Raw genomic sequence first — 19,488 nt, forward strand, 5'->3', positions numbered from 1 at the left:
TTTGCCGTTACGCACCACGCCTTCAGTAGCGGAGCAGGAAGGACATCTGATGGAAATGGAAGCCACGCAAGCACCTTAAAATCACCATCATACACTAAATCAGTAAGTTGGCAGCATTACCCGTTTCTGGATGGTTATGTACTGGTAATGATTGGCGTGGCGCTGGAGCAACTGACTCCGGCGCTAAAACTGGACGCTGACTGGATTGGCTTGTTGGGCGCGGGAACGCTCGCCGGGCTGTTCGTTGGCACATCGCTGTTTGGCTATATTTCCGATAAAGTCGGACGGCGCAAAATGTTCCTCATTGATATCATCGCCATCGGCGTGATATCGGTGGCGACGATGTTTGTTTCATCCCCCGTCGAACTGTTGGTGATGCGGGTACTTATCGGCATTGTCATCGGTGCAGATTATCCCATCGCCACCTCAATGATCACCGAGTTCTCCAGTACCCGTCAGCGGGCATTTTCCATCAGCTTTATCGCCGCCATGTGGTATGTCGGCGTGACCTGCGCCGATCTGGTCGGCTACTGGCTTTATGATGTGGAAGGCGGCTGGCGCTGGATGCTGGGTAGCGCGGCGATCCCCTGTTTGTTGATTTTGATTGGTCGATTCGAACTGCCTGAATCTCCCCGCTGGTTATTACGCAAAGGGCGAGTAAAAGAGTGCGAAGAGATGATGATAAAACTGTTTGGCGAACCGGTGGCTTTCGATGAAGAGCAGCCGCAGCAAACCCGTTTTCGCGATCTGTTTAATCGCCGCCATTTTCCTTTTGTTCTGTTTGTTGCCGCCATCTGGACCTGCCAGGTGATCCCAATGTTCGCCATTTACACCTTTGGCCCGCAAATCGTTGGTTTGTTGGGATTGGGTGTTGGCAAAAACGCGGCGCTGGGGAACGTGGTGATTAGCCTGTTCTTTATGCTCGGCTGTATTCCGCCGATGCTGTGGTTAAACACTGCCGGACGGCGTCCATTGTTGATTGGCAGCTTTGCCATGATGACGCTGGCGCTGGCGGTTTTGGGGCTGATCCCGGATATGGGGATCTGGCTGGTAGTGATGGCCTTTGCGGTGTATGCCTTTTTCTCTGGCGGGCCGGGTAATTTGCAGTGGCTCTATCCTAATGAACTCTTCCCGACAGATATCCGCGCCTCTGCCGTGGGCGTGATTATGTCCTTAAGCCGTATTGGCACCATTGTTTCGACCTGGGCACTGCCGATCTTTATCAATAATTACGGTATCAGTAACACGATGCTAATGGGGGCGGGTATCTCGCTGTTTGGCTTGTTGATTTCCGTAGCGTTTGCCCCGGAGACATCGAGGGATGTCACTGGCGCAAACCAGCAATATGACGATCCGCGGGCAGAGAATGGGGTAAATTGTTCAGATTTCTCTCTTTTCTGAATCAATATTATTGACTATAAGCCGCGTGAATATATGACTACACTTTGTGGGAAAACAAAGGCGTAATCACGCGGGCTACCTATGATTCTTATAATTTATGCGCATCCGTATCCGCATCATTCCCATGCGAATAAACGGATGCTTGAACAGGCAAGGACGCTGGAAGGCGTCGAAATTCGCTCTCTTTATCAACTCTATCCTGACTTCAATATCGATATTGCCGCCGAGCAGGAGGCGCTGTCTCGCGCCGATCTGATCGTCTGGCAGCATCCGATGCAGTGGTACAGCATTCCTCCGCTTCTTAAACTTTGGATCGATAAAGTTTTGTCGCACGGCTGGGCTTACGGTCACGGCGGCAAGGCGCTGCATGGCAAACATTTGCTGTGGGCGGTGACGACCGGCGGCGGGGAAAGCCATTTTGAAATTGGTGCGCATCCGGGCTTTGATGTGCTGTCGCAGCCGCTACAGGCGACGGCAATCTACTGCGGGCTGAACTGGCTGCCACCGTTTGCCATGCACTGCACCTTTATTTGTGACGACGAAACCCTCGAAGGGCAGGCGCGTCACTATAAGCAACGTCTGCTGGAATGGCAGGAGGCCCATCATGGATAGCCATACGCTGATTCAGGCGCTGATTTATCTCGGTTCGGCAGCGCTGATTGTACCCATTGCGGTACGTCTTGGTCTGGGATCGGTACTTGGCTACCTGATCGCCGGCTGCATTATTGGCCCGTGGGGGCTGCGACTGGTGACCGATGCCGAATCTATTCTGCACTTTGCCGAGATTGGGGTGGTGCTGATGCTGTTTATTATCGGCCTCGAACTCGATCCACAAAGGCTGTGGAAGCTGCGTGCGGCAGTGTTCGGCGGTGGCGCATTGCAGATGGTGATTTGCGGCGGCCTGCTGGGGCTGTTCTGCATGTTACTTGGGCTGCGCTGGCAGGTCGCGGAATTGATCGGCATGACGCTGGCGCTCTCCTCTACGGCGATTGCCATGCAGGCGATGAATGAACGCAATCTGATGGTGACGCAAATGGGTCGCAGTGCCTTTGCGGTGCTGCTGTTCCAGGATATCGCGGCGATCCCGCTGGTGGCGATGATTCCGCTACTGGCAACGAGCAGTGCCTCGACGACGATGGGCGCATTTGCTCTCTCGGCGTTAAAAGTGGCGGGTGCGCTGGTGCTGGTGGTATTGCTGGGGCGCTATGTCACGCGTCCGGCGCTGCGTTTTGTAGCCCGCTCTGGCTTGCGGGAAGTGTTTAGTGCCGTGGCGTTATTCCTCGTGTTTGGCTTTGGTTTGCTGCTGGAAGAGGTCGGCTTGTCGATGGCGATGGGCGCATTTCTGGCGGGCGTACTGCTGGCAAGCTCGGAATACCGTCATGCGCTGGAGAGCGATATCGAACCCTTTAAAGGTTTGCTGTTGGGGCTGTTTTTCATCGGTGTTGGCATGTCGATAGACTTTGGCACGCTGCTTGAAAACCCATTGCGCATTGTCATTTTGCTGCTCGGTTTCCTCATCATCAAAATCGCCATGCTGTGGCTGATTGCCCGACCGTTGCAAGTGCCAAATAAACAGCGTCGTTGGTTTGCGGTGTTGTTAGGGCAGGGCAGTGAGTTTGCCTTTGTGGTATTTGGCGCGGCGCAGATGGCGAATGTGCTGGAGCCGGAGTGGGCGAAATCGCTGACCCTGGCGGTGGCGCTGTCGATGGCGGCAACGCCGATTCTGCTGGTGATCCTCAATCGCCTTGAGCAATCTTCTACTGAAGAGGCGCGTGAAGCCGATGAGATCGACGAAGAACAGCCGCGGGTAATCATTGCCGGATTCGGTCGTTTTGGGCAGATCACCGGACGTTTACTGCTCTCCAGCGGGGTGAAAATGGTGGTGCTCGATCACGATCCGGACCATATCGAAACCTTGCGTAAATTTGGTATGAAAGTGTTTTATGGCGATGCCACGCGGATGGATTTACTGGAATCTGCGGGAGCGGCGAAAGCGGAAGTGCTGATTAACGCCATCGACGATCCGCAAACCAACCTGCAACTGACAGAGATGGTGAAAGAACACTTCCCGCATTTGCAGATTATTGCCCGCGCCCGCGATGTCGACCACTACATTCGTTTGCGTCAGGCAGGCGTTGAAAAGCCGGAGCGTGAAACCTTCGAAGGTGCGCTGAAAACCGGGCGTCTGGCACTGGAAAGTTTAGGTCTGGGGCCGTATGAAGCGCGAGAACGTGCCGATGTGTTCCGCCGCTTTAATATTCAGATGGTGGAAGAGATGGCAATGGTTGAGAACGACACCAAAGCCCGCGCGGCGGTCTATAAACGCACCAGCGCGATGTTAAGTGAGATCATTACCGAGGACCGCGAACATCTGTCATTAATTCAACGACATGGCTGGCAGGGAACCGAAGAAGGTAAACATACCGGCAACATGGCGGATGAACCGGAAACGAAACCCTCATCCTAATAAAGAGTGACGTAAATCACACTTTACAGCTAACTGTTTGTTTTTGTTTCATTGTAATGCGGCGAGTCCAGGGAGAGAGCGTGGACTCGCCAGCAGAATATAAAATTTTCCTCAACATCATCCTCGCACCAGTCGACGACGGTTTACGCTTTACGTATAGTGGCGACAATTTTTTTTATCGGGAAATCTCAATGATCAGTCTGATTGCGGCGTTAGCGGTAGATCGCGTTATCGGCATGGAAAACGCCATGCCGTGGAACCTGCCTGCCGATCTCGCCTGGTTTAAACGCAACACCTTAAATAAACCCGTGATTATGGGCCGCCATACCTGGGAATCAATCGGTCGTCCGTTGCCAGGACGCAAAAATATTATCCTCAGCAGTCAACCGGGTACGGACGATCGCGTAACGTGGGTGAAGTCGGTGGATGAAGCCATCGCGGCGTGTGGTGACGTACCAGAAATCATGGTGATTGGCGGCGGTCGCGTTTATGAGCAGTTCCTGCCAAAAGCGCAGAAACTGTATCTGACGCATATCGACGCAGAAGTGGAAGGCGACACCCATTTCCCGGATTACGAGCCGGATGACTGGGAATCGGTATTCAGCGAATTCCACGATGCTGATGCGCAGAACTCTCACAGCTATTGCTTTGAGATTCTGGAGCGGCGGTAATTTTGTATAGAATTTACGGCTAGTGCCGGATGCGACGCCGGTCGCGTCTTATCCGGCCTTCCTATATCAGGCTGTGTTTAAGACGCCGCCGCTTCGCCCAAATCCTTATGCCGGTTCGACGGCTGGACAAAATACTGTTTATCTTCCCAGCGCAGGCAGGTTAATGTACCACCCCAGCAGCAGCCGGTATCCAGCGCGTATATACCTTCCGGCGTACCTTTGCCCTCCAGCGATGCCCAATGACCAAAGGCGATGCTGTATTCTTCAGCGACAGGGCCAGGAATCGCAAACCACGGTTTCAGTGGGGCAGGGGCCTCTTCCGGCGATTCTTTGCTGTACATATCCAGTTGACCGTTCGGGAAGCAAAAACGCATACGGGTAAAGGCGTTGGTGATAAAACGCAGTCTTCCCAGCCCCCGCAATTCCGGTGACCAGTTATTTGGCATATCGCCGTACATAGCGTCGAGAAAGAAGGGATAGGAGTCACTCGATAGCACCGCTTCTACATCGCGCGCGCACTCTTTGGCGGTCTGTAGATCCCACTGCGGCGTGATCCCTGCGTGGGCCATCACCAACTTTTTCTCTTCGTCGATTTGCAGCAAAGGCTGGCGACGCAGCCAGTTAAGCAGCTCGTCGGCATCCGGCGCTTCCAGCAGCGGTGTCAGGCGATCTTTCGGTTTATTGCGGCTGATCCCGGCAAATACCGCCAGCAGATGCAGATCGTGATTGCCCAGCACCAGACGTACGCTGTCGCCTAAGGATTTCACATAGCGCAGAACATCCAGCGAACCCGGGCCGCGCGCGACCAGATCGCCCGTCAGCCAGAGGGTATCTTTCCCAGGGGTAAATTCTACTTTATGCAGCAATGCGATCAGTTCATCGTAACAACCATGAACGTCGCCAATAAGGTATGTCGCCATATTCTTTTAATGAATGAGTGTGGGAACGGCGAGTCGGAATACGGGAATGTCGATGCTGAAAGGGACGCCATTTTCATCGATCATTTCGTAGTGACCCTGCATGGTGCCCAGCGGGGTTTCAATGATTGCACCGCTGGTGTACTGGTACTCTTCGCCAGGCGCGATAAGTGGCTGGACGCCAACCACTCCTTCGCCCTGGACTTCGGTTTCACGGCCATTGCCATTGGTGATCAGCCAGTAACGCCCCAACAACTGCACTGGCGCTCGCCCCAGATTGCGTATGGTTACGGTATAAGCAAAAACGTAACGTTCATTATCAGGTGAAGATTGTGCCTCAATGTAGACGCTTTGAACCTGAATACACACTCGGGGCGAATTGATCATCGTTAACTCTCCTGCAAAGGCGCGTTCTCCGCCAGATAGTTCGCCATCTGGCAATATTGCGCGACAGAGATATTTTCCGCTCGCATCGCCGGGTCGAGCCCCATTCCCGTTAACACCTCGACGCTAAACAGGTTGCCGAGGCTGTTACGAATGGTTTTACGACGCTGGTTAAAGGCTTCGGTGGTGATGCGGCTCAACACACGAACATCTTTAACCGGGTGAGGCATCGTTGCATGAGGAACCAGGCGCACGACGGCGGAATCCACTTTGGGTGGTGGTGTAAAGGCTGACGGCGGAACTTCCAGTACCGGGATCACGTTGCAATAGTATTGCGCCATGACGCTTAATCGACCATACGCTTTGCTGTTCGGTCCTGCAACCAGACGATTCACCACCTCTTTTTGCAACATAAAGTGCATGTCGGCAATGGCATCAGTATAGCTAAACAGATGGAACATCAACGGCGTGGAGATGTTATAAGGCAGGTTGCCGAAAACACGCAGCGGCTGACCCATTTTCTCGGCCAGTTCGCCAAAGTTAAAGGTCATCGCATCCTGCTGATAAATCGTCAGTTTCGGGCCTAAGAATGGATGCGTTTGCAGACGTGCCGCCAGATCGCGGTCAAGTTCGATGACCGTCAGCTGGTCCAGACGTTCGCCGACCGGCTCGGTCAATGCCGCCAGACCGGGGCCGATTTCGACCATTGCCTGGCCCTTTTGCGGGTTAATGGCAGAAACAATGCTGTCGATCACGAACTGATCGTTGAGAAAGTTTTGCCCGAAGCGTTTACGGGCTAAGTGGCCCTGGTGGACTCGATTATTCATTGGGTGTTAACAATCATTTTGATGGCGAGATTAAGCGCCGTAATAAAACTGCCGACATCGGCTTCGCCACGTCCCGCCAGTTCAAGCGCGGTGCCGTGGTCCACTGATGTGCGAATAAAGGGCAGGCCCAGCGTAATGTTCACACCGCGCCCGAAGCCCTGGTATTTTAGCACGGGAAGACCCTGATCGTGGTACATCGCCAGCACGGCGTCGGCGTTATCGAGATATTTCGGCTGAAACAGGGTATCGGCAGGCAGCGGCCCGTTGAGTTTCATCCCCTGCGCCCGCAGCTCGTCGAGCACCGGAATAATGGTGTCTATCTCTTCCGTACCCATATGACCGCCTTCGCCCGCGTGCGGATTCAGCCCGCAGACCAGAATGCGCGGTTCGGCAATACCAAATTTTGTACGCAAATCGTGATGCAAAATAGCAATCACTTCGTGCAAAAGTGCAGGGGTGATAGCATCTGCGATATCGCGCAGCGGTAAATGCGTCGTTGCCAGCGCCACGCGAAGTTCTTCGGTCGCCAGCATCATCACCACTTTTTTCGCCTGCGAGCGCTCTTCGAAAAACTCGGTATGACCAGTAAACGGAATACCTGCGTCGTTAATGACGCCTTTATGCACGGGGCCTGTGATCAGCGCAGCAAATTCACCGTTCAGACAGCCATCACACGCTCGCGCCAGCGTCTCCACCACGTAATGCCCATTTTCAATCGCTAACTGCCCCGCAGTGACAGATTCGCGTAGCGCGACAGGAAGTAGCGTTAATGTGCCCGCAGTTTGCGGTTGTGCAGGGGAGTTGGGGGAATAAGGGCGGAGGGTGAGCGGCAAACCGAGCATCGCTGCCCGGTCGGTAAGGAGAGTGGCATCGGCACAAACAACCAGTTCGACCGGCCACTCACGCTGTGCAAGCTGGACAACTAAGTCCGGGCCAATCCCGGCGGGCTCGCCGGGAGTGATCACAACACGTTGGGTTTTAACCATTAGTTGCTCAGGATTTTAACGTAGGCGCTGGCGCGTTGTTCCTGCATCCAGCTTGCTGCTTCTTCCGAGAACTTACGGTTCATCAGCATGCGGTATGCACGATCCTTCTGCGCAGCGTCGGTTTTATCGACATTACGGGTATCCAGCAGTTCGATTAAATGCCAGCCGAATGAAGAGTGAACCGGTGCACTCATTTGACCTTTGTTCAGGCGGGTCAGGGCGTCACGGAAGGCCGGATCGAAAATATCTGGTGTAGCCCAGCCGAGATCACCGCCCTGGTTAGCAGAGTCTGGATCCTGAGAGAACTCTTTCGCTGCGGCAGCAAAAGTCGTTTTACCACTCTTGATATCGGCAGCAATCTGTTCCAGTTTCACACGGGCCTGTTCGTCAGTCATGATCGGCGACGGTTTCAGCAGAATATGGCGAGCATGAACTTCGGTCACCGAGATATTTTTGCTTTCGCCGCGCAGGTCGTTAACTTTCAGAATATGGAAGCCAACGCCGGAACGAATCGGGCCAACAATGTCGCCTTTCTTCGCGGTGCTTAATGCCTGGGCGAAGATACCCGGCAACTCCTGAATACGGCCCCAGCCCATCTGGCCGCCGTTCAGCGCCTGCTGGTCGGCAGAATGAGCAATCGCCAGCTTACCGAAATCAGCGCCGTTACGCACCTGATCGACAATGGCGCGCGCCTGGCTTTCCGCTTCGTTCACCTGATCAGAAGTCGGGTTTTCCGGCAGCGGGATCAGGATGTGGCTCAGGTTCAGCTCAGTGCTGGCGTCGTTTTGGTTACCCACCTGCTGCGCCAGGGATTCGACTTCCTGCGGCAGGATGGTGATGCGACGACGCACCTCGTTGTTACGCACTTCAGAGATAATCATCTCTTTGCGGATCTGGTTACGATAGGTGTTGTAGTTCAGACCATCGTAAGCCAGACGGCTGCGCATCTGATCCAGCGTCATGTTGTTCTGTTTCGCGATGTTAGCAATCGCCTGATCCAGCTGCTCATCGGAGATTTTCACTCCCATTTTCTGCCCCATCTGCAGGATGATTTGATCCATGATCAAACGTTCCATGATTTGGTGGCGCAGCGTCGCGTCATCAGGAAGCTGCTGCCTTGCCTGCGCAGCGTTCAGTTTTACCGACTGCATTAATCCATCAACGTCGCTTTCCAGCACGACGCCGTTATTGACGACGGCTGCGACTTTATCGACTACCTGGGGGGCAGCGAAACTGGTATTCGCGATCATGGCGATACCGAGAAGCAGCGTTTTCCAGTTCTTCATACTTTTTCCATTTCAATTAACCGCACTGCGGATTACGTGGTAAATCAACAAATCACAAAGTGTTTTGATACGGCAGAATGTTCGAACGCAGCATCTCTTGCGTATCCAGACCGTAGTTGGAGCTCAGGCCGCGAAGTTCGATGTTAAAGCCGATTGCGTTGTCATATACCGCATGTTGTTTATCGTTATCCCAACCGTTCAGCTTCCGCTCGTAACCGACGCGAATTGCATAGCAGCAGGAGCTGTATTGCACACCTAACATAGAGTCGGCTTGCTTGTTCGCATTGGTGTCGTAGTAGTAGGCCCCAACAATGGACCAACGATCGGCAATTGGCCAGCTGGCGACAGCACCTACCTGCGAAATACCATTCTTATATTGCTCAGCAGTGGAATAGTACTTAGGCAGCGTAGCCTGAATATATTCCGGGCTGGCGTAACGGTAATTCAGCTGTACCAGACGGTCTTCATCCCGACGGTATTCAATGCTGGAGTTACTGGTCGCTACGTTATCCAGACGTGTATCGTACTGAATCCCGCCACGCAATCCCCAACGCTCGGAGATACGCCAGTAAGTATCGCCTGCCCACACCAGTGAGCCCGTTTTGTCGTCATTCTCCCATGTTATGTTGTCATCGCCAGTGCGAGACTCCGTGAAATAGTAGATTTGACCAACGGAAATATTAAAATGTTCAACGGCAGCATCATCATATATGCGAGATGTGACACCGGTCGTCACCTGGTTAGCGGAGGCAATACGGTCAAGACCGCCGTAAGTCCGGTCCCGGAACAGGCCAGAGTAGTCAGATTGCAGTAGAGACGAGTCGTAGTTATAGATGTCGCTCTGATCGCGATACGGCACGTACAAATACTGCGCGCGCGGTTCCAGCGTTTGGGTATAACCCGGAGCCAGCATTTCCATATCGCGTTCAAAGACCATTTTGCCGTCAACTTTGAATTGCGGCATAACGCGGTTAACGGATTCGTCCAGCTTGGTCGTGTTTCTGGAGTTATACCAGTCAAGATTGGTTTGCTGATAATGGGTTGCCAGCAACTTCGCTTCGGTATTGATGCTGCCCCAGTTATTAGAGAGCGGCAAATTGATGGTCGGTTCCAGGTGAACACGGGTTGCTTCAGGCATGTCGTCTCTGGTGTTAACAAAGTGCACTGCCTGGCCGTAAATACGCGTATCAAACGGACCAACATCATTCTGGTAGTAGTTAACGTCTAACTGCGGCTCTGCCGAGTAGCTACTGGTGTTCTGCTCGCTAAAGACCTGGAACTGCTTGGTTGAAACGGTGGCATTGAAGTTTTGCACCGCATAGCCAACGCTGAATTTTTGCGTTGCGTAGCCGTCAGTACTGGAACCGTACTTGTTATCGAAATCATTGAAGTAGCTAGGATCGCTGACCTTGGTGTAGTCGACGTTGAAACGCCACACTTGATCCATGACCCCGGAGTGTTGCCAGTAGAACAACCAACGACGTGAACTGTCATCGTTCGGGTGTTCATCTTCATAGACTTTATCTGAAGGCAGATAGTCCAGTTCCATCAAGCCAGCGCCCGCCTGGGAGAGGTAGCGGAATTCGTTCTCCCACATGATGTTGCCACGACGATGCATATAATGCGGCGTGATGGTGGCATCCATATTTGGCGCGATGTTCCAGTAATATGGCAGGTAGAACTCAAAGTAGTTGGTGGTGGTGTACTTGGCGTTCGGGATCAAGAAACCAGAGCGACGTTTGTCACCCACCGGCAACTGCAAATAGGGGCTATAAAAGATCGGTACTGGACCCACCTTAAAGCGGGCGTTCCAGATCTCCGCAACTTGTTCTTCGCGGTCATGAATAATTTCGCTACCTACCACGCTCCAGGTGTCAGAACCCGGCAGACAGGAGGTAAAGCTACCGTTATCCAGAATGGTATAGCGGTTTTCACCACGTTGTTTCATCAGGTCCGCTTTACCGCGGCCCTGGCGACCCACCATCTGGTAATCACCTTCCCAGACGTTGGTATCTTTGGTGTTCAGATTCGCCCAGCCTTTCGGCCCTTTGAGGATCACCTGGTTATCGTCGTAATGGACATTACCGAGCGCATCAACGGTTCGTACCGGCTCCGGTTGTCCTGGTGCCTCTTTTTGATGGAGCGGCACTTCGTCGGCCTGCAGACGGCTGTTACCCTGCATGATATCCACGCTGCCAGTAAACACGGCGTCATCCGGGTAGTCCCCTTTCGCGTGGTCAGCATTGATAGTCACGGGTAAGTCATTGGTATCGCCCTGTACCAGAGGACGGTCATAGCTTGGCACGCCCAACATGCACTGTGAGGCGAGGTCGGCTGCCAGTCCCTGTTGACTATAAAGGGCGGTGGCAATCATGGTGGCCAGGAGAGTGGGGATACGTTTTTTCATACGTTGATTTTATTGTTCCATCATCGGTAACGTTGCGCGTGACAAACGGTCAGAGACTAACGTACTCGTCATCTCTACGCTAGTGTTAATCCTGTCCGAATAGCGTCAGTGGTGTTAGGCACGGCATTGAATGACAGGTATGATAATGCAAATTATAGGCGATGTCCCACAATTGACTGCAGCCGGAAAACGGTAAAAGCACCTTTATATTGTGGGAGATAGCCCTGATATCCGTGTGTCGATTTGGGGAATATATGCAGTATTGGGGAAAAATCATTGGCGTGGCCGTGGCCTTACTGATGGGCGGCGGCTTTTGGGGCGTAGTGTTAGGCCTGTTAATTGGCCATATGTTTGATAAAGCCCGTAGCCGTAAAATGGCGTGGTTCGCCAACCAGCGTGAGCGTCAGGCGCTGTTTTTTGCCACCACTTTTGAAGTGATGGGGCATTTAACCAAATCCAAAGGTCGCGTCACGGAGGCTGATATTCATATCGCCAGCCAGCTGATGGACCTAATGAACCTTCATGGCGCTTCCCGTACTGCGGCGCAAAACGCGTTCCGGGTGGGAAAATCAGACAATTACCCGCTGCGCGAAAAGATGCGCCAGTTTCGCAGTGTCTGCTTTGGTCGTTTTGACTTAATTCGTATGTTTCTGGAGATCCAGATTCAGGCGGCGTTTGCTGATGGTTCACTGCACCCGAATGAACGGTCGGTGCTGTATGTCATTGCAGAAGAATTAGGGATCTCCCGCGCCCAGTTTGACCAGTTTTTGCGCATGATGCAGGGCGGTGCACAGTTTGGCGGCGGTTATCAGCAGCAATCTGGCGGTGGTAACTGGCAGCAAGCGCAGCGTGGCCCGACGCTGGAAGATGCCTGTAATGTGCTGGGTGTGAAGCCGACGGATGATGCGACCACCATTAAACGAGCCTACCGTAAGCTGATGAATGAACACCATCCCGATAAGCTGGTGGCGAAAGGTTTGCCGCCTGAGATGATGGAGATGGCGAAGCAGAAAGCGCAGGAAATTCAGCAGGCATATGAGCTGATAAAGCAGCAGAAAGGGTTTAAATAAGTTTTAAACTGTAGGCCTGATAAGACGCGGCCCGCGTCGCATCAGGCAATCGGCGCACAATTGCCGGATTCGGCGTGAACGCCTTATCCGCCTACCGAACTGCGCCAGCGTGACTATTAAAAATCCGCTGGCGCTTTAAACGTCATACTATTGCCATACGCCGGATGGGTAATCGTCAACATCTCTGCATGTAGCAACAAACGCGGTGCCATCGCTCTCGCTTCTGGTGATGCATAAAAACGATCGCCGAGAATCGGATGCCCCAGCGCCAGCATATGCACACGCAATTGATGCGAACGCCCAGTAATCGGTTTTAACACCACTCTTGCCGTGTTATCCGCCGCATACTCCACCACTTCATATTCCGTCTGCGCAGGTTTACCCGTTTCGTAACAGACTTTCTGTTTCGGGCGGTTTGGCCAGTCGCAAATCAGCGGCAGATCCACCAGACCTTCCGCAGGGGATGGATGCCCCCAGACGCGGGCCACATACTGCTTTTTCGGCTCGCGCTCGCGGAACTGGCGTTTTAACTCCCGCTCCGCGGCTTTGGTCAGCGCCACTACAATCACGCCGCTGGTAGCCATATCCAGACGATGCACCGATTCTGCCTGCGGATAATCACGCTGAATGCGCGTCATCACGCTGTCTTTGTGCTCTTCCAGACGCCCCGGCACAGACAACAAACCGCTCGGCTTGTTAACCACCATAATGTGGTCATCCTGATACAGGATAACCAACCAGGGTTCCTGCGGTGGATTGTAGTTTTCCATCCCCATTTTCGGCTCCGTTACTGATGCGTTACAACGATCAAACGCAGGGCATCCAGACGCCAACCTGCCTGATCCAGGCTTTCCATTACCTGCTGACGGTTGCTCTCAATGGCGGTCAGTTCGTCGTCACGAATGTTCGGGTTCACTGCACGCAGAGCTTCCAGACGAGACAGCTCGGCAGACAGTTTTTCGTCGGCTTCGTTACGCGCTGCATCAATCAATGCACGGGCAGATTTCTCGATCTGCGCTTCACCCAGTTGAAGGATAGCGTGAACATCCTGCTGCACGGCGTTAACCAGTTTGCTGCCGGTGTGACGGTTAACCGCGTTAAGCTGGCGGTTAAAGGTTTCAAACTCTACCTGCGCCGCCAGGTTGTTGCCGTTTTTATCCAGCAGCATACGTACCGGCGTCGGTGGCAGGAAGCGGTTGAGCTGCAACTGCTTCGGAGCCTGGGCTTCAACCACATAAATCAGTTCCACCAACAGCGTACCTACCGGCAACGCTTTGTTTTTTAACAGTGAAATCGTGCTGCTACCGGTATCGCCAGAAAGGATCAGATCCAGACCGTTGCGGATCAGCGGATGCTCCCAGGTAATAAACTGTGCATCTTCACGCGCCAGCGCCACTTCACGATCAAAGGTGATGGTGATGCCATCTTCCGACAGGCCAGGGAAGTCCGGCACCAGCATATGATCGGACGGCGTCAGCACGATCATGTTGTCGCCGCGATCGTCCTGATTGATACCGATAATATCGAGCAGGTTCATGGCGAAGGCGATCAGGTTGGTATCGTCATCCTGCTCTTCAATGCTTTCTGCCAGTGCCTGGGCTTTTTCGCCACCGTTGGAGTGGATTTCCAGCAGGCGGTCACGACCCTGTTCCAGCTGTGCTTTCAGCGCTTCATGTTGCTCGCGGCAGTTTTTGATCAGATCGTCAAAGCCTTCGGTTTGATCCGGTGAAGCCAGATAGTTAATCAGATCGTTGTATACGCTATCGTAAATAGTGCGTCCGGTCGGGCAGGTGTGCTCAAATGCATCCAGACCTTCGTGATACCAGCGCACCAGCACCGACTGAGCGGTTTTCTCCAGATAAGGCACATGGATCTGAATATCGTGCGCCTGGCCGATACGATCCAGACGACCAATACGCTGCTCCAGTAGATCCGGGTTGAATGGCAGGTCAAACATCACCATGTGGCTGGCGAACTGGAAGTTACGTCCTTCAGAACCGATTTCTGAGCACAGCAGTACCTGTGCGCCGGTGTCTTCTTCGGCAAACCAGGCGGCAGCGCGGTCACGTTCGATAATCGACATACCTTCGTGGAACACCGCAGCGCGAATACCTTCACGTTCGCGCAGTACCTGCTCCAGTTGCAGCGCAGTGGCAGCTTTGGCGCAGATCACCAGCACTTTCTGAGAGCGATGGCTGGTCAGGTAGCCCATCAGCCACTCAACGCGCGGATCGAAGTTCCACCAGGTGGCGTTATCACCTTCAAATTCCTGATAAATACGCTCCGGGTAGAGCATATCGCGAGCACGATCTTCCGCACTTTTACGTGCGCCCATAATGCCGGAGACTTTAATAGCCGTCTGATACTGCGTCGGTAGCGGCAGCTTAATGGTGTGCAGCTCGCGTTTCGGGAATCCTTTCACACCGTTACGCGTGTTACGGAACAGCACGCGGCTGGTGCCGTGGCGATCCATCAGCATCGAAACCAGCTCCTGACGGGCGCTCTGGGCATCTTCGCTGTCGCTGTTTGCTGCCTGCAACAGCGGCTCGATATCCTGCTCGCCGATCATCTCGCCGAGCATGTTCAGTTCGTCATTGCTCAGTTTGTTACCTGCCAGCAGCATGGCAACGGCGTCCGCAACCGGACGATAATTTTTCTGCTCTTCAACGAACTGCGCAAAATCGTGGAAACGGTTCGGGTCCAGCAGACGCAGACGGGCGAAGTGGCTTTCCATCCCCAGCTGTTCCGGGGTCGCGGTCAGCAGCAGAACGCCCGGCACGTGCTCTGCCAGTTGTTCAATGGCCTGATATTCACGGCTTGGCGCATCTTCGCTCCACACCAGGTGATGCGCTTCATCGACCACCAGCAGGTCCCATTCGGCTTCACAGAGATGTTCCAGGCGCTGTTTGCTACGACGGGCAAAATCCAGCGAGCAAATCACCAGCTGTTCGGTGTCAAACGGGTTGTAAGCATCGTGCTGAGCTTCGGCATAACGCTCATCATCAAACAGAGCAAAGCGCAGGTTGAAACGGCGCAGCATTTCTACCAGCCACTGATGCTGTAAGGTTTCCGGGACGATAATCAGCACACGTTCAGCAGCGCCAGAGAGCAGTTGCTGATGCAGGATCATCCCGGCTTCAATGGTTTTCCCTAAACCCACTTCGTCAGCCAGCAGGACGCGCGGCGCGTGGCGGCGGCCAACATCATGAGCGATGTTGAGCTGGTGCGGGATCAGGCTGGTACGCTGACCGCGCAGGCCGCTGTACGGCATACGGAACTGTTCGCTGGAATACTTACGCGCGCGATAACGCAGCGCAAAGCGGTCCATACGGTCAATCTGCCCGGCAAACAGGCGGTCCTGCGGTTTGCTGAACACCAGTTTGCTATCAAGGAAAACTTCACGCAGGGCTACGCCGGACTCTTCAGTATCCAGGCGAGTACCGATATAGGTCAGCAAGCCATTTTCTTCTTTTACTTCTTCGACTTGCATCTGCCAGCCGTCATGGCTGGTAATGGTATCACCAGGGTTGAACATCACGCGGGTCACGGGGGAATCACTGCGTGCGTACAGACGGTTTTCACCAGTAGATGGGAAAAGTAAAGTGACAGTTCGCGCATCCACCGCGACAACGGTTCCAAGTCCCAATTCGCTTTCTGTATCGCTGATCCAGCGTTGACCAAGTGTAAAAGGCATATGTGTTCGGCTCTATATCTTTAATTGCAGGCAATAACCACCCGCTACCGTGCTTATGAGGTAGTGGTGTTATTCAGGTCCAGGAATGGAAAGGGCGCTATGGTACTGGATGGCAAAGCATTCGTCACGCATCAAAATGGTATCTGGCGAACTCTTTTTTTGCTCAAAATAGCCCAAGTTGCCCGGTCATAAGTGTAGCAAAATTATCCTCAATAAAAGGGAGTATTCCCTCCGCCACGGGTTGTAGCTGGCGGGTCAGATAGTGTTCGTAATCCAGTGGTGAACGTTGGTAGTCCAGCGGCTCCGGGCCGTTGGTGGTCCATACGTACTTAATGGTGCCGCGATTCTGATATTGCAAGGGGCGACCACGCTTTTGGTTTTCTTCATCGGCAAGGCGAGCGGCGCGTACATGAGGCGGCACATTACGCTGATACTCGCTCAGCGGACGGCGAAGGCGTTTACGGTAAACCAGTCGCGCATCCAGTTCACCCGCCATCAGTTTGTCGATGGTTTCGCGTACATATTCCTGATATGGCTCGTTGCGGAAGATGCGCAGGTATAGCTCCTGCTGAAACTGCTGGGCCAGCGGCGTCCAGTCGGTGCGCACGGTTTCCAGCCCTTTAAACACCATCCGCTGTTTATCGCCCTCCTGAATCAGCCCGGCGTAGCGCTTTTTACTGCCGGTATCGGCTCCGCGAATGGTTGGTATCAGAAAACGGCAGAAATGGGTTTCATACTCCAGTTCTAATGCGCTGGTCAGCCGTTGTTTTTGCAGCGTTTCCGCCCACCAGGCGTTAACGTGCTGCACCAGTGCACGACCGATTTTCGCCGCTTCTTCTTCCGAATGTGCGCCTTTCAGCCAGACAAACGTTGAGTCGGTATCGCCGTAGATAACGTCGTAGCCCTGTGCTTCAATCAACGCTTTGGTTTGCCGCATGATCTGATGACCACGCATGGTGATCGACGATGCCAGCCGCGGATCGAAGAAGCGGCAGGCGGTGGTGCCGAGCACGCCATAAAAGGCATTCATGATGATTTTCAGCGCCTGCGACAGCGGTTTGTTACCCTGGCGTTTGGCTTCATCGCGCCCGTGCCAGATGTTAGTCACAATCTCCGGCAGGCAATGTTTTTCTCGCGAGAACCAGGCATCGAGAAAACCTTCGGTACTGTGCTCTGGATCAGGCTGCGCCATGCCTTCCACCAGCCCGACGGGATCAATCAGAAAGGTGCGGATGATCGACGGGTACAGGCTTTTATAGTCCAGCACCAGCACTGAATCATAAAGCCCTGGCCGTGAATCCATCACGTAGCCGCCAGGGCTGGCGTGCGGCGGCACTTCGCCGAGATTAGGCGCGACATAACCAGCGCGATGCATTCGCGGAAAATAGAGATGACCAAATGCCGCCACCGAACCGCCGTGTCGGTCCACCGGCAGGCCGTTCACCGTTGCCCGTTCGAGTAAAAATGGCATGATTTCAGTTTTGTGGAAGATCTGCGTCACCAGCTCGCAATCTTTCAGGTTATAAGTTGCCAGCGCAGGTTTATCTTCGGCGAAACGGCGGTCAATTTCGTCCATTCGATCCCACGGGTTATCGATAGATTTTCCTTCGCCTAATAGCTCCTGAGCGACAGTTTCCAGCGAGAATGAAGAGAAATTCCAGAACGCGGATTTCAGCGCCTCGATACCGTCGATAATTAGCCGACCTTTAGCCTGGGCAAAAAAGACGCCGTTTTTAAAGCCGTGCTCGCGCCACTCCAGCTCGCTATTATCGCGCCCAAGACGCAGCGGAAGACGGTAACGCTCGGCATGTTTTTGCAGCATTCGCAGATCGAACTGCACCACGTTCCAACCGATGATCACATCAGGATCGTAGTTGGCAAACCAGGCGTTGAGTTTTTCCAGCAACTGCGGGCGGCTGGCGACGTATTCCAGTTCGAAATCAAGCGAGGAGGCGTCGCCATTCTCCGGCCCCAGCATATAAACGATGCGCTGCCCGCAGCCTTCCAGGCCGATGCAGTACAGCTCACCGTGGCGGGTGGTTTCAATATCTATAGAAACCCACTTGAGCGGCGGACGATAGTCGGGATGCGGTTTCAGACGGGCATTAACGATAGTGCCATTGTGCATATCACCCTCGACCCACACCGGTGAGGTGATAAACCGCTCCATCAGATAGCGTTCTGGCGGGCGCACATCGGCCTCGTAGACGGTAACGCCACCTTCACGCAGGCGCTTTTCGTAATTCATCAATTGGCGATGGGCGCGACAGTAAAGGCCATACACCGGCTGGCGGTGAAAATCCTTTAACGCCAGCGGTGTCAGGCGAAAGCCTTGTTCACCCTGCAAAATATGCTGAGCGCGGGGAACCTGATCGGCGGGAATAAACGCCACGGACTCTTGCGGTGCAAGCGTAACCTGCAACGGCCCGTTGTCCGTCGCCAGCCAGAAGGAGACTTCTGTCCCTTGCGGGGTGTCCCGCCAGTGTCGGGTTAAGATAAAACCTGCCTGCGCCACGCTGAAAATCCATCAAAAAACCAGGCTTGAGTATAGCCTGGTTTCGTTTGATTGGCTGTGGTTTTATACAGTCATTACTGCCCGTAATATGCCTTCGCGCCATGCTTACGCAGATAGTGTTTATCCAGCAGCGTTTGCTGCATATCCGGTAACTGCGGCGCTAACTGACGGCAGAATATCTCCATATAAGCGACCTCTTCCAGCACGATGGCGTTATGCACCGCATCTTCGGCATTTTTGCCCCATGCAAACGGGCCGTGGGAATGGACCAGAACGCCGGGCATTTGCGCTGCATCGATACCCTGTTTTTCAAAGGTTTCTACGATGACGTTACCGGTTTCCCACTCATATTCGCCGTTGATTTCTGCGTCGGTCATTTTGCGGGTGCAGGGAATGGTGCCGTAGAAATAGTCAGCGTGGGTGGTGCCGGTTGCTGGAATCGACTGACCCGACTGCGCCCAGATGGTGGCGTGGCGCGAGTGCGTATGCACAATGCCGCCAATGGAGGGGAATGCCTGATAGAGCAGCCGGTGAGTTGGCGTGTCGGAGGAGGGCTTTTTCGTACCTTCAACCACTTCACCGGTTTCGATGCTAACCACGACCATATCGTCAGCGGTCATGACGCTGTAATCGACGCCGGAAGGTTTGATCACAAAGACGCCGCGCTCGCGATCAACGGCGCTGACGTTGCCCCATGTGAGCGTGACCAGGTTGTGTTTTGGCAGCGCCAGGTTGGCTTCTAATACCTGGCGTTTGAGATCTTCTAACATGTTGACTCCTTCGTGCCGGATGCGCTTCGCTTATCCGGTCTACAAAATCGCAGCGCGTAGGCCTGATAAGACGCGCCAGCGTCGCATCAGGCG

General features: G+C 53.8%; 15 protein-coding genes and 1 pseudogene. 5 read left to right on the top strand and 11 right to left on the bottom strand.

The features are described from left to right. The coding region (locus BFF42_RS07965) for an IS1 family transposase (protein ID WP_129927876.1) at window positions 1-66 on the bottom strand (66 nt) is incomplete at its 3' end. 54 nt (window positions 67-120) lie between these two features. Here BFF42_RS07965 and BFF42_RS07970 point away from each other — a divergent pair. The 4 genes and pseudogenes from BFF42_RS07970 to folA all read left to right on the top strand — a co-directional run. Then, window positions 121-1,375: pseudogene (locus BFF42_RS07970) on the top strand (MFS transporter); the annotation flags it as partial. 107 nt (window positions 1,376-1,482) lie between these two features. Further along, a complete protein-coding gene (gene kefF, locus BFF42_RS07975) occupies window positions 1,483-2,013 on the top strand; it encodes a glutathione-regulated potassium-efflux system oxidoreductase KefF (RefSeq protein ID WP_000600735.1) in 531 nt (176 codons plus the stop codon). Continuing rightward, window positions 2,006-3,868, top strand: a complete 1,863-nt coding sequence (kefC, locus tag BFF42_RS07980; RefSeq protein ID WP_000377129.1) for a glutathione-regulated potassium-efflux system protein KefC — start codon at window positions 2,006-2,008, stop codon at window positions 3,866-3,868. Before kefF ends, kefC begins: the two co-directional genes overlap by 8 nt. A gap of 191 nt (window positions 3,869-4,059) precedes the next feature. After that, entirely contained in the window at window positions 4,060-4,539 is a 480-nt protein-coding gene (folA, locus tag BFF42_RS07985; protein WP_000624375.1) for a type 3 dihydrofolate reductase, read from the top strand. Between the two features lie 77 nt (window positions 4,540-4,616). Here the strand turns inward: folA and apaH are convergent, their stop codons facing one another. Genes apaH through lptD form a run of 6 tightly spaced genes read right to left on the bottom strand, consistent with a single transcriptional unit; the run spans window position 4,617 to window position 11,346 of the window. Beyond that, window positions 4,617-5,459 (bottom strand): bis(5'-nucleosyl)-tetraphosphatase (symmetrical) ApaH, encoded by an 843-nt coding sequence (gene apaH / locus BFF42_RS07990; RefSeq protein ID WP_000257192.1) that lies wholly within the window; start codon window positions 5,457-5,459, stop codon window positions 4,617-4,619. Window positions 5,460-5,465: 6 nt separating this feature from the next. Continuing rightward, the gene (gene apaG, locus BFF42_RS07995) at window positions 5,466-5,843 is read right to left on the bottom strand and encodes a Co2+/Mg2+ efflux protein ApaG (RefSeq protein ID WP_000610901.1); all 378 of its coding nucleotides are present in this window, start codon (window positions 5,841-5,843) and stop codon (window positions 5,466-5,468) included. Window positions 5,844-5,845: 2 nt separating this feature from the next. Continuing rightward, on the bottom strand, window positions 5,846-6,667 hold the full coding sequence (gene rsmA, locus BFF42_RS08000; protein ID WP_001065384.1) for a 16S rRNA (adenine(1518)-N(6)/adenine(1519)-N(6))-dimethyltransferase RsmA: 822 nt from the start codon (window positions 6,665-6,667) through the stop codon (window positions 5,846-5,848). Beyond that, a complete protein-coding gene (gene pdxA / locus BFF42_RS08005) occupies window positions 6,664-7,653 on the bottom strand; it encodes a 4-hydroxythreonine-4-phosphate dehydrogenase PdxA (RefSeq protein WP_000241244.1) in 990 nt (329 codons plus the stop codon). Before pdxA ends, rsmA begins: the two co-directional genes overlap by 4 nt. Further along, window positions 7,653-8,939 carry a peptidylprolyl isomerase SurA gene (gene surA, locus BFF42_RS08010; RefSeq protein WP_000800466.1) on the bottom strand — a complete coding sequence of 429 codons (1,287 nt, stop codon included), beginning with the start codon at window positions 8,937-8,939 and terminating at the stop codon, window positions 7,653-7,655. The genes pdxA and surA overlap by 1 nt, the downstream gene beginning before the upstream one ends. 52 nt (window positions 8,940-8,991) lie before the next feature. Continuing rightward, on the bottom strand, window positions 8,992-11,346 hold the full coding sequence (gene lptD, locus BFF42_RS08015) for an LPS assembly protein LptD (RefSeq protein WP_000746136.1): 2,355 nt from the start codon (window positions 11,344-11,346) through the stop codon (window positions 8,992-8,994). Between the two features lie 254 nt (window positions 11,347-11,600). Here lptD and djlA point away from each other — a divergent pair, with 254 nt between their 5' ends. Next, window positions 11,601-12,416 (top strand): co-chaperone DjlA, encoded by an 816-nt coding sequence (gene djlA, locus BFF42_RS08020; protein ID WP_001200567.1) that lies wholly within the window; start codon window positions 11,601-11,603, stop codon window positions 12,414-12,416. 116 nt (window positions 12,417-12,532) lie between these two features. Here djlA and rluA read toward each other — a convergent pair whose 3' ends face one another. From rluA to araD, 4 genes are all read right to left on the bottom strand, one after another. After that, window positions 12,533-13,192 (bottom strand): bifunctional tRNA pseudouridine(32) synthase/23S rRNA pseudouridine(746) synthase RluA, encoded by a 660-nt coding sequence (rluA, locus tag BFF42_RS08025; protein WP_000525176.1) that lies wholly within the window; start codon window positions 13,190-13,192, stop codon window positions 12,533-12,535. 11 nt (window positions 13,193-13,203) lie between these two features. Continuing rightward, window positions 13,204-16,110: an RNA polymerase-associated protein RapA gene (gene rapA / locus BFF42_RS08030; RefSeq protein WP_001117019.1), complete on the bottom strand. Its 2,907-nt coding sequence runs from the start codon at window positions 16,108-16,110 to the stop codon at window positions 13,204-13,206. Window positions 16,111-16,273: 163 nt separating this feature from the next. Further along, a complete protein-coding gene (gene polB / locus BFF42_RS08035) occupies window positions 16,274-18,625 on the bottom strand; it encodes a DNA polymerase II (RefSeq protein ID WP_000035668.1) in 2,352 nt (783 codons plus the stop codon). Between the two features lie 74 nt (window positions 18,626-18,699). After that, entirely contained in the window at window positions 18,700-19,395 is a 696-nt protein-coding gene (araD, locus tag BFF42_RS08040) for an L-ribulose-5-phosphate 4-epimerase (RefSeq protein ID WP_000888672.1), read from the bottom strand. Between the last annotated feature and the right edge of the window lie 93 nt (window positions 19,396-19,488).

Source organism: Shigella sp. FC1661, from assembly GCF_001712525.1.
GTDB classification, from domain to species: Bacteria; Pseudomonadota; Gammaproteobacteria; order Enterobacterales; family Enterobacteriaceae; genus Escherichia; species Escherichia coli.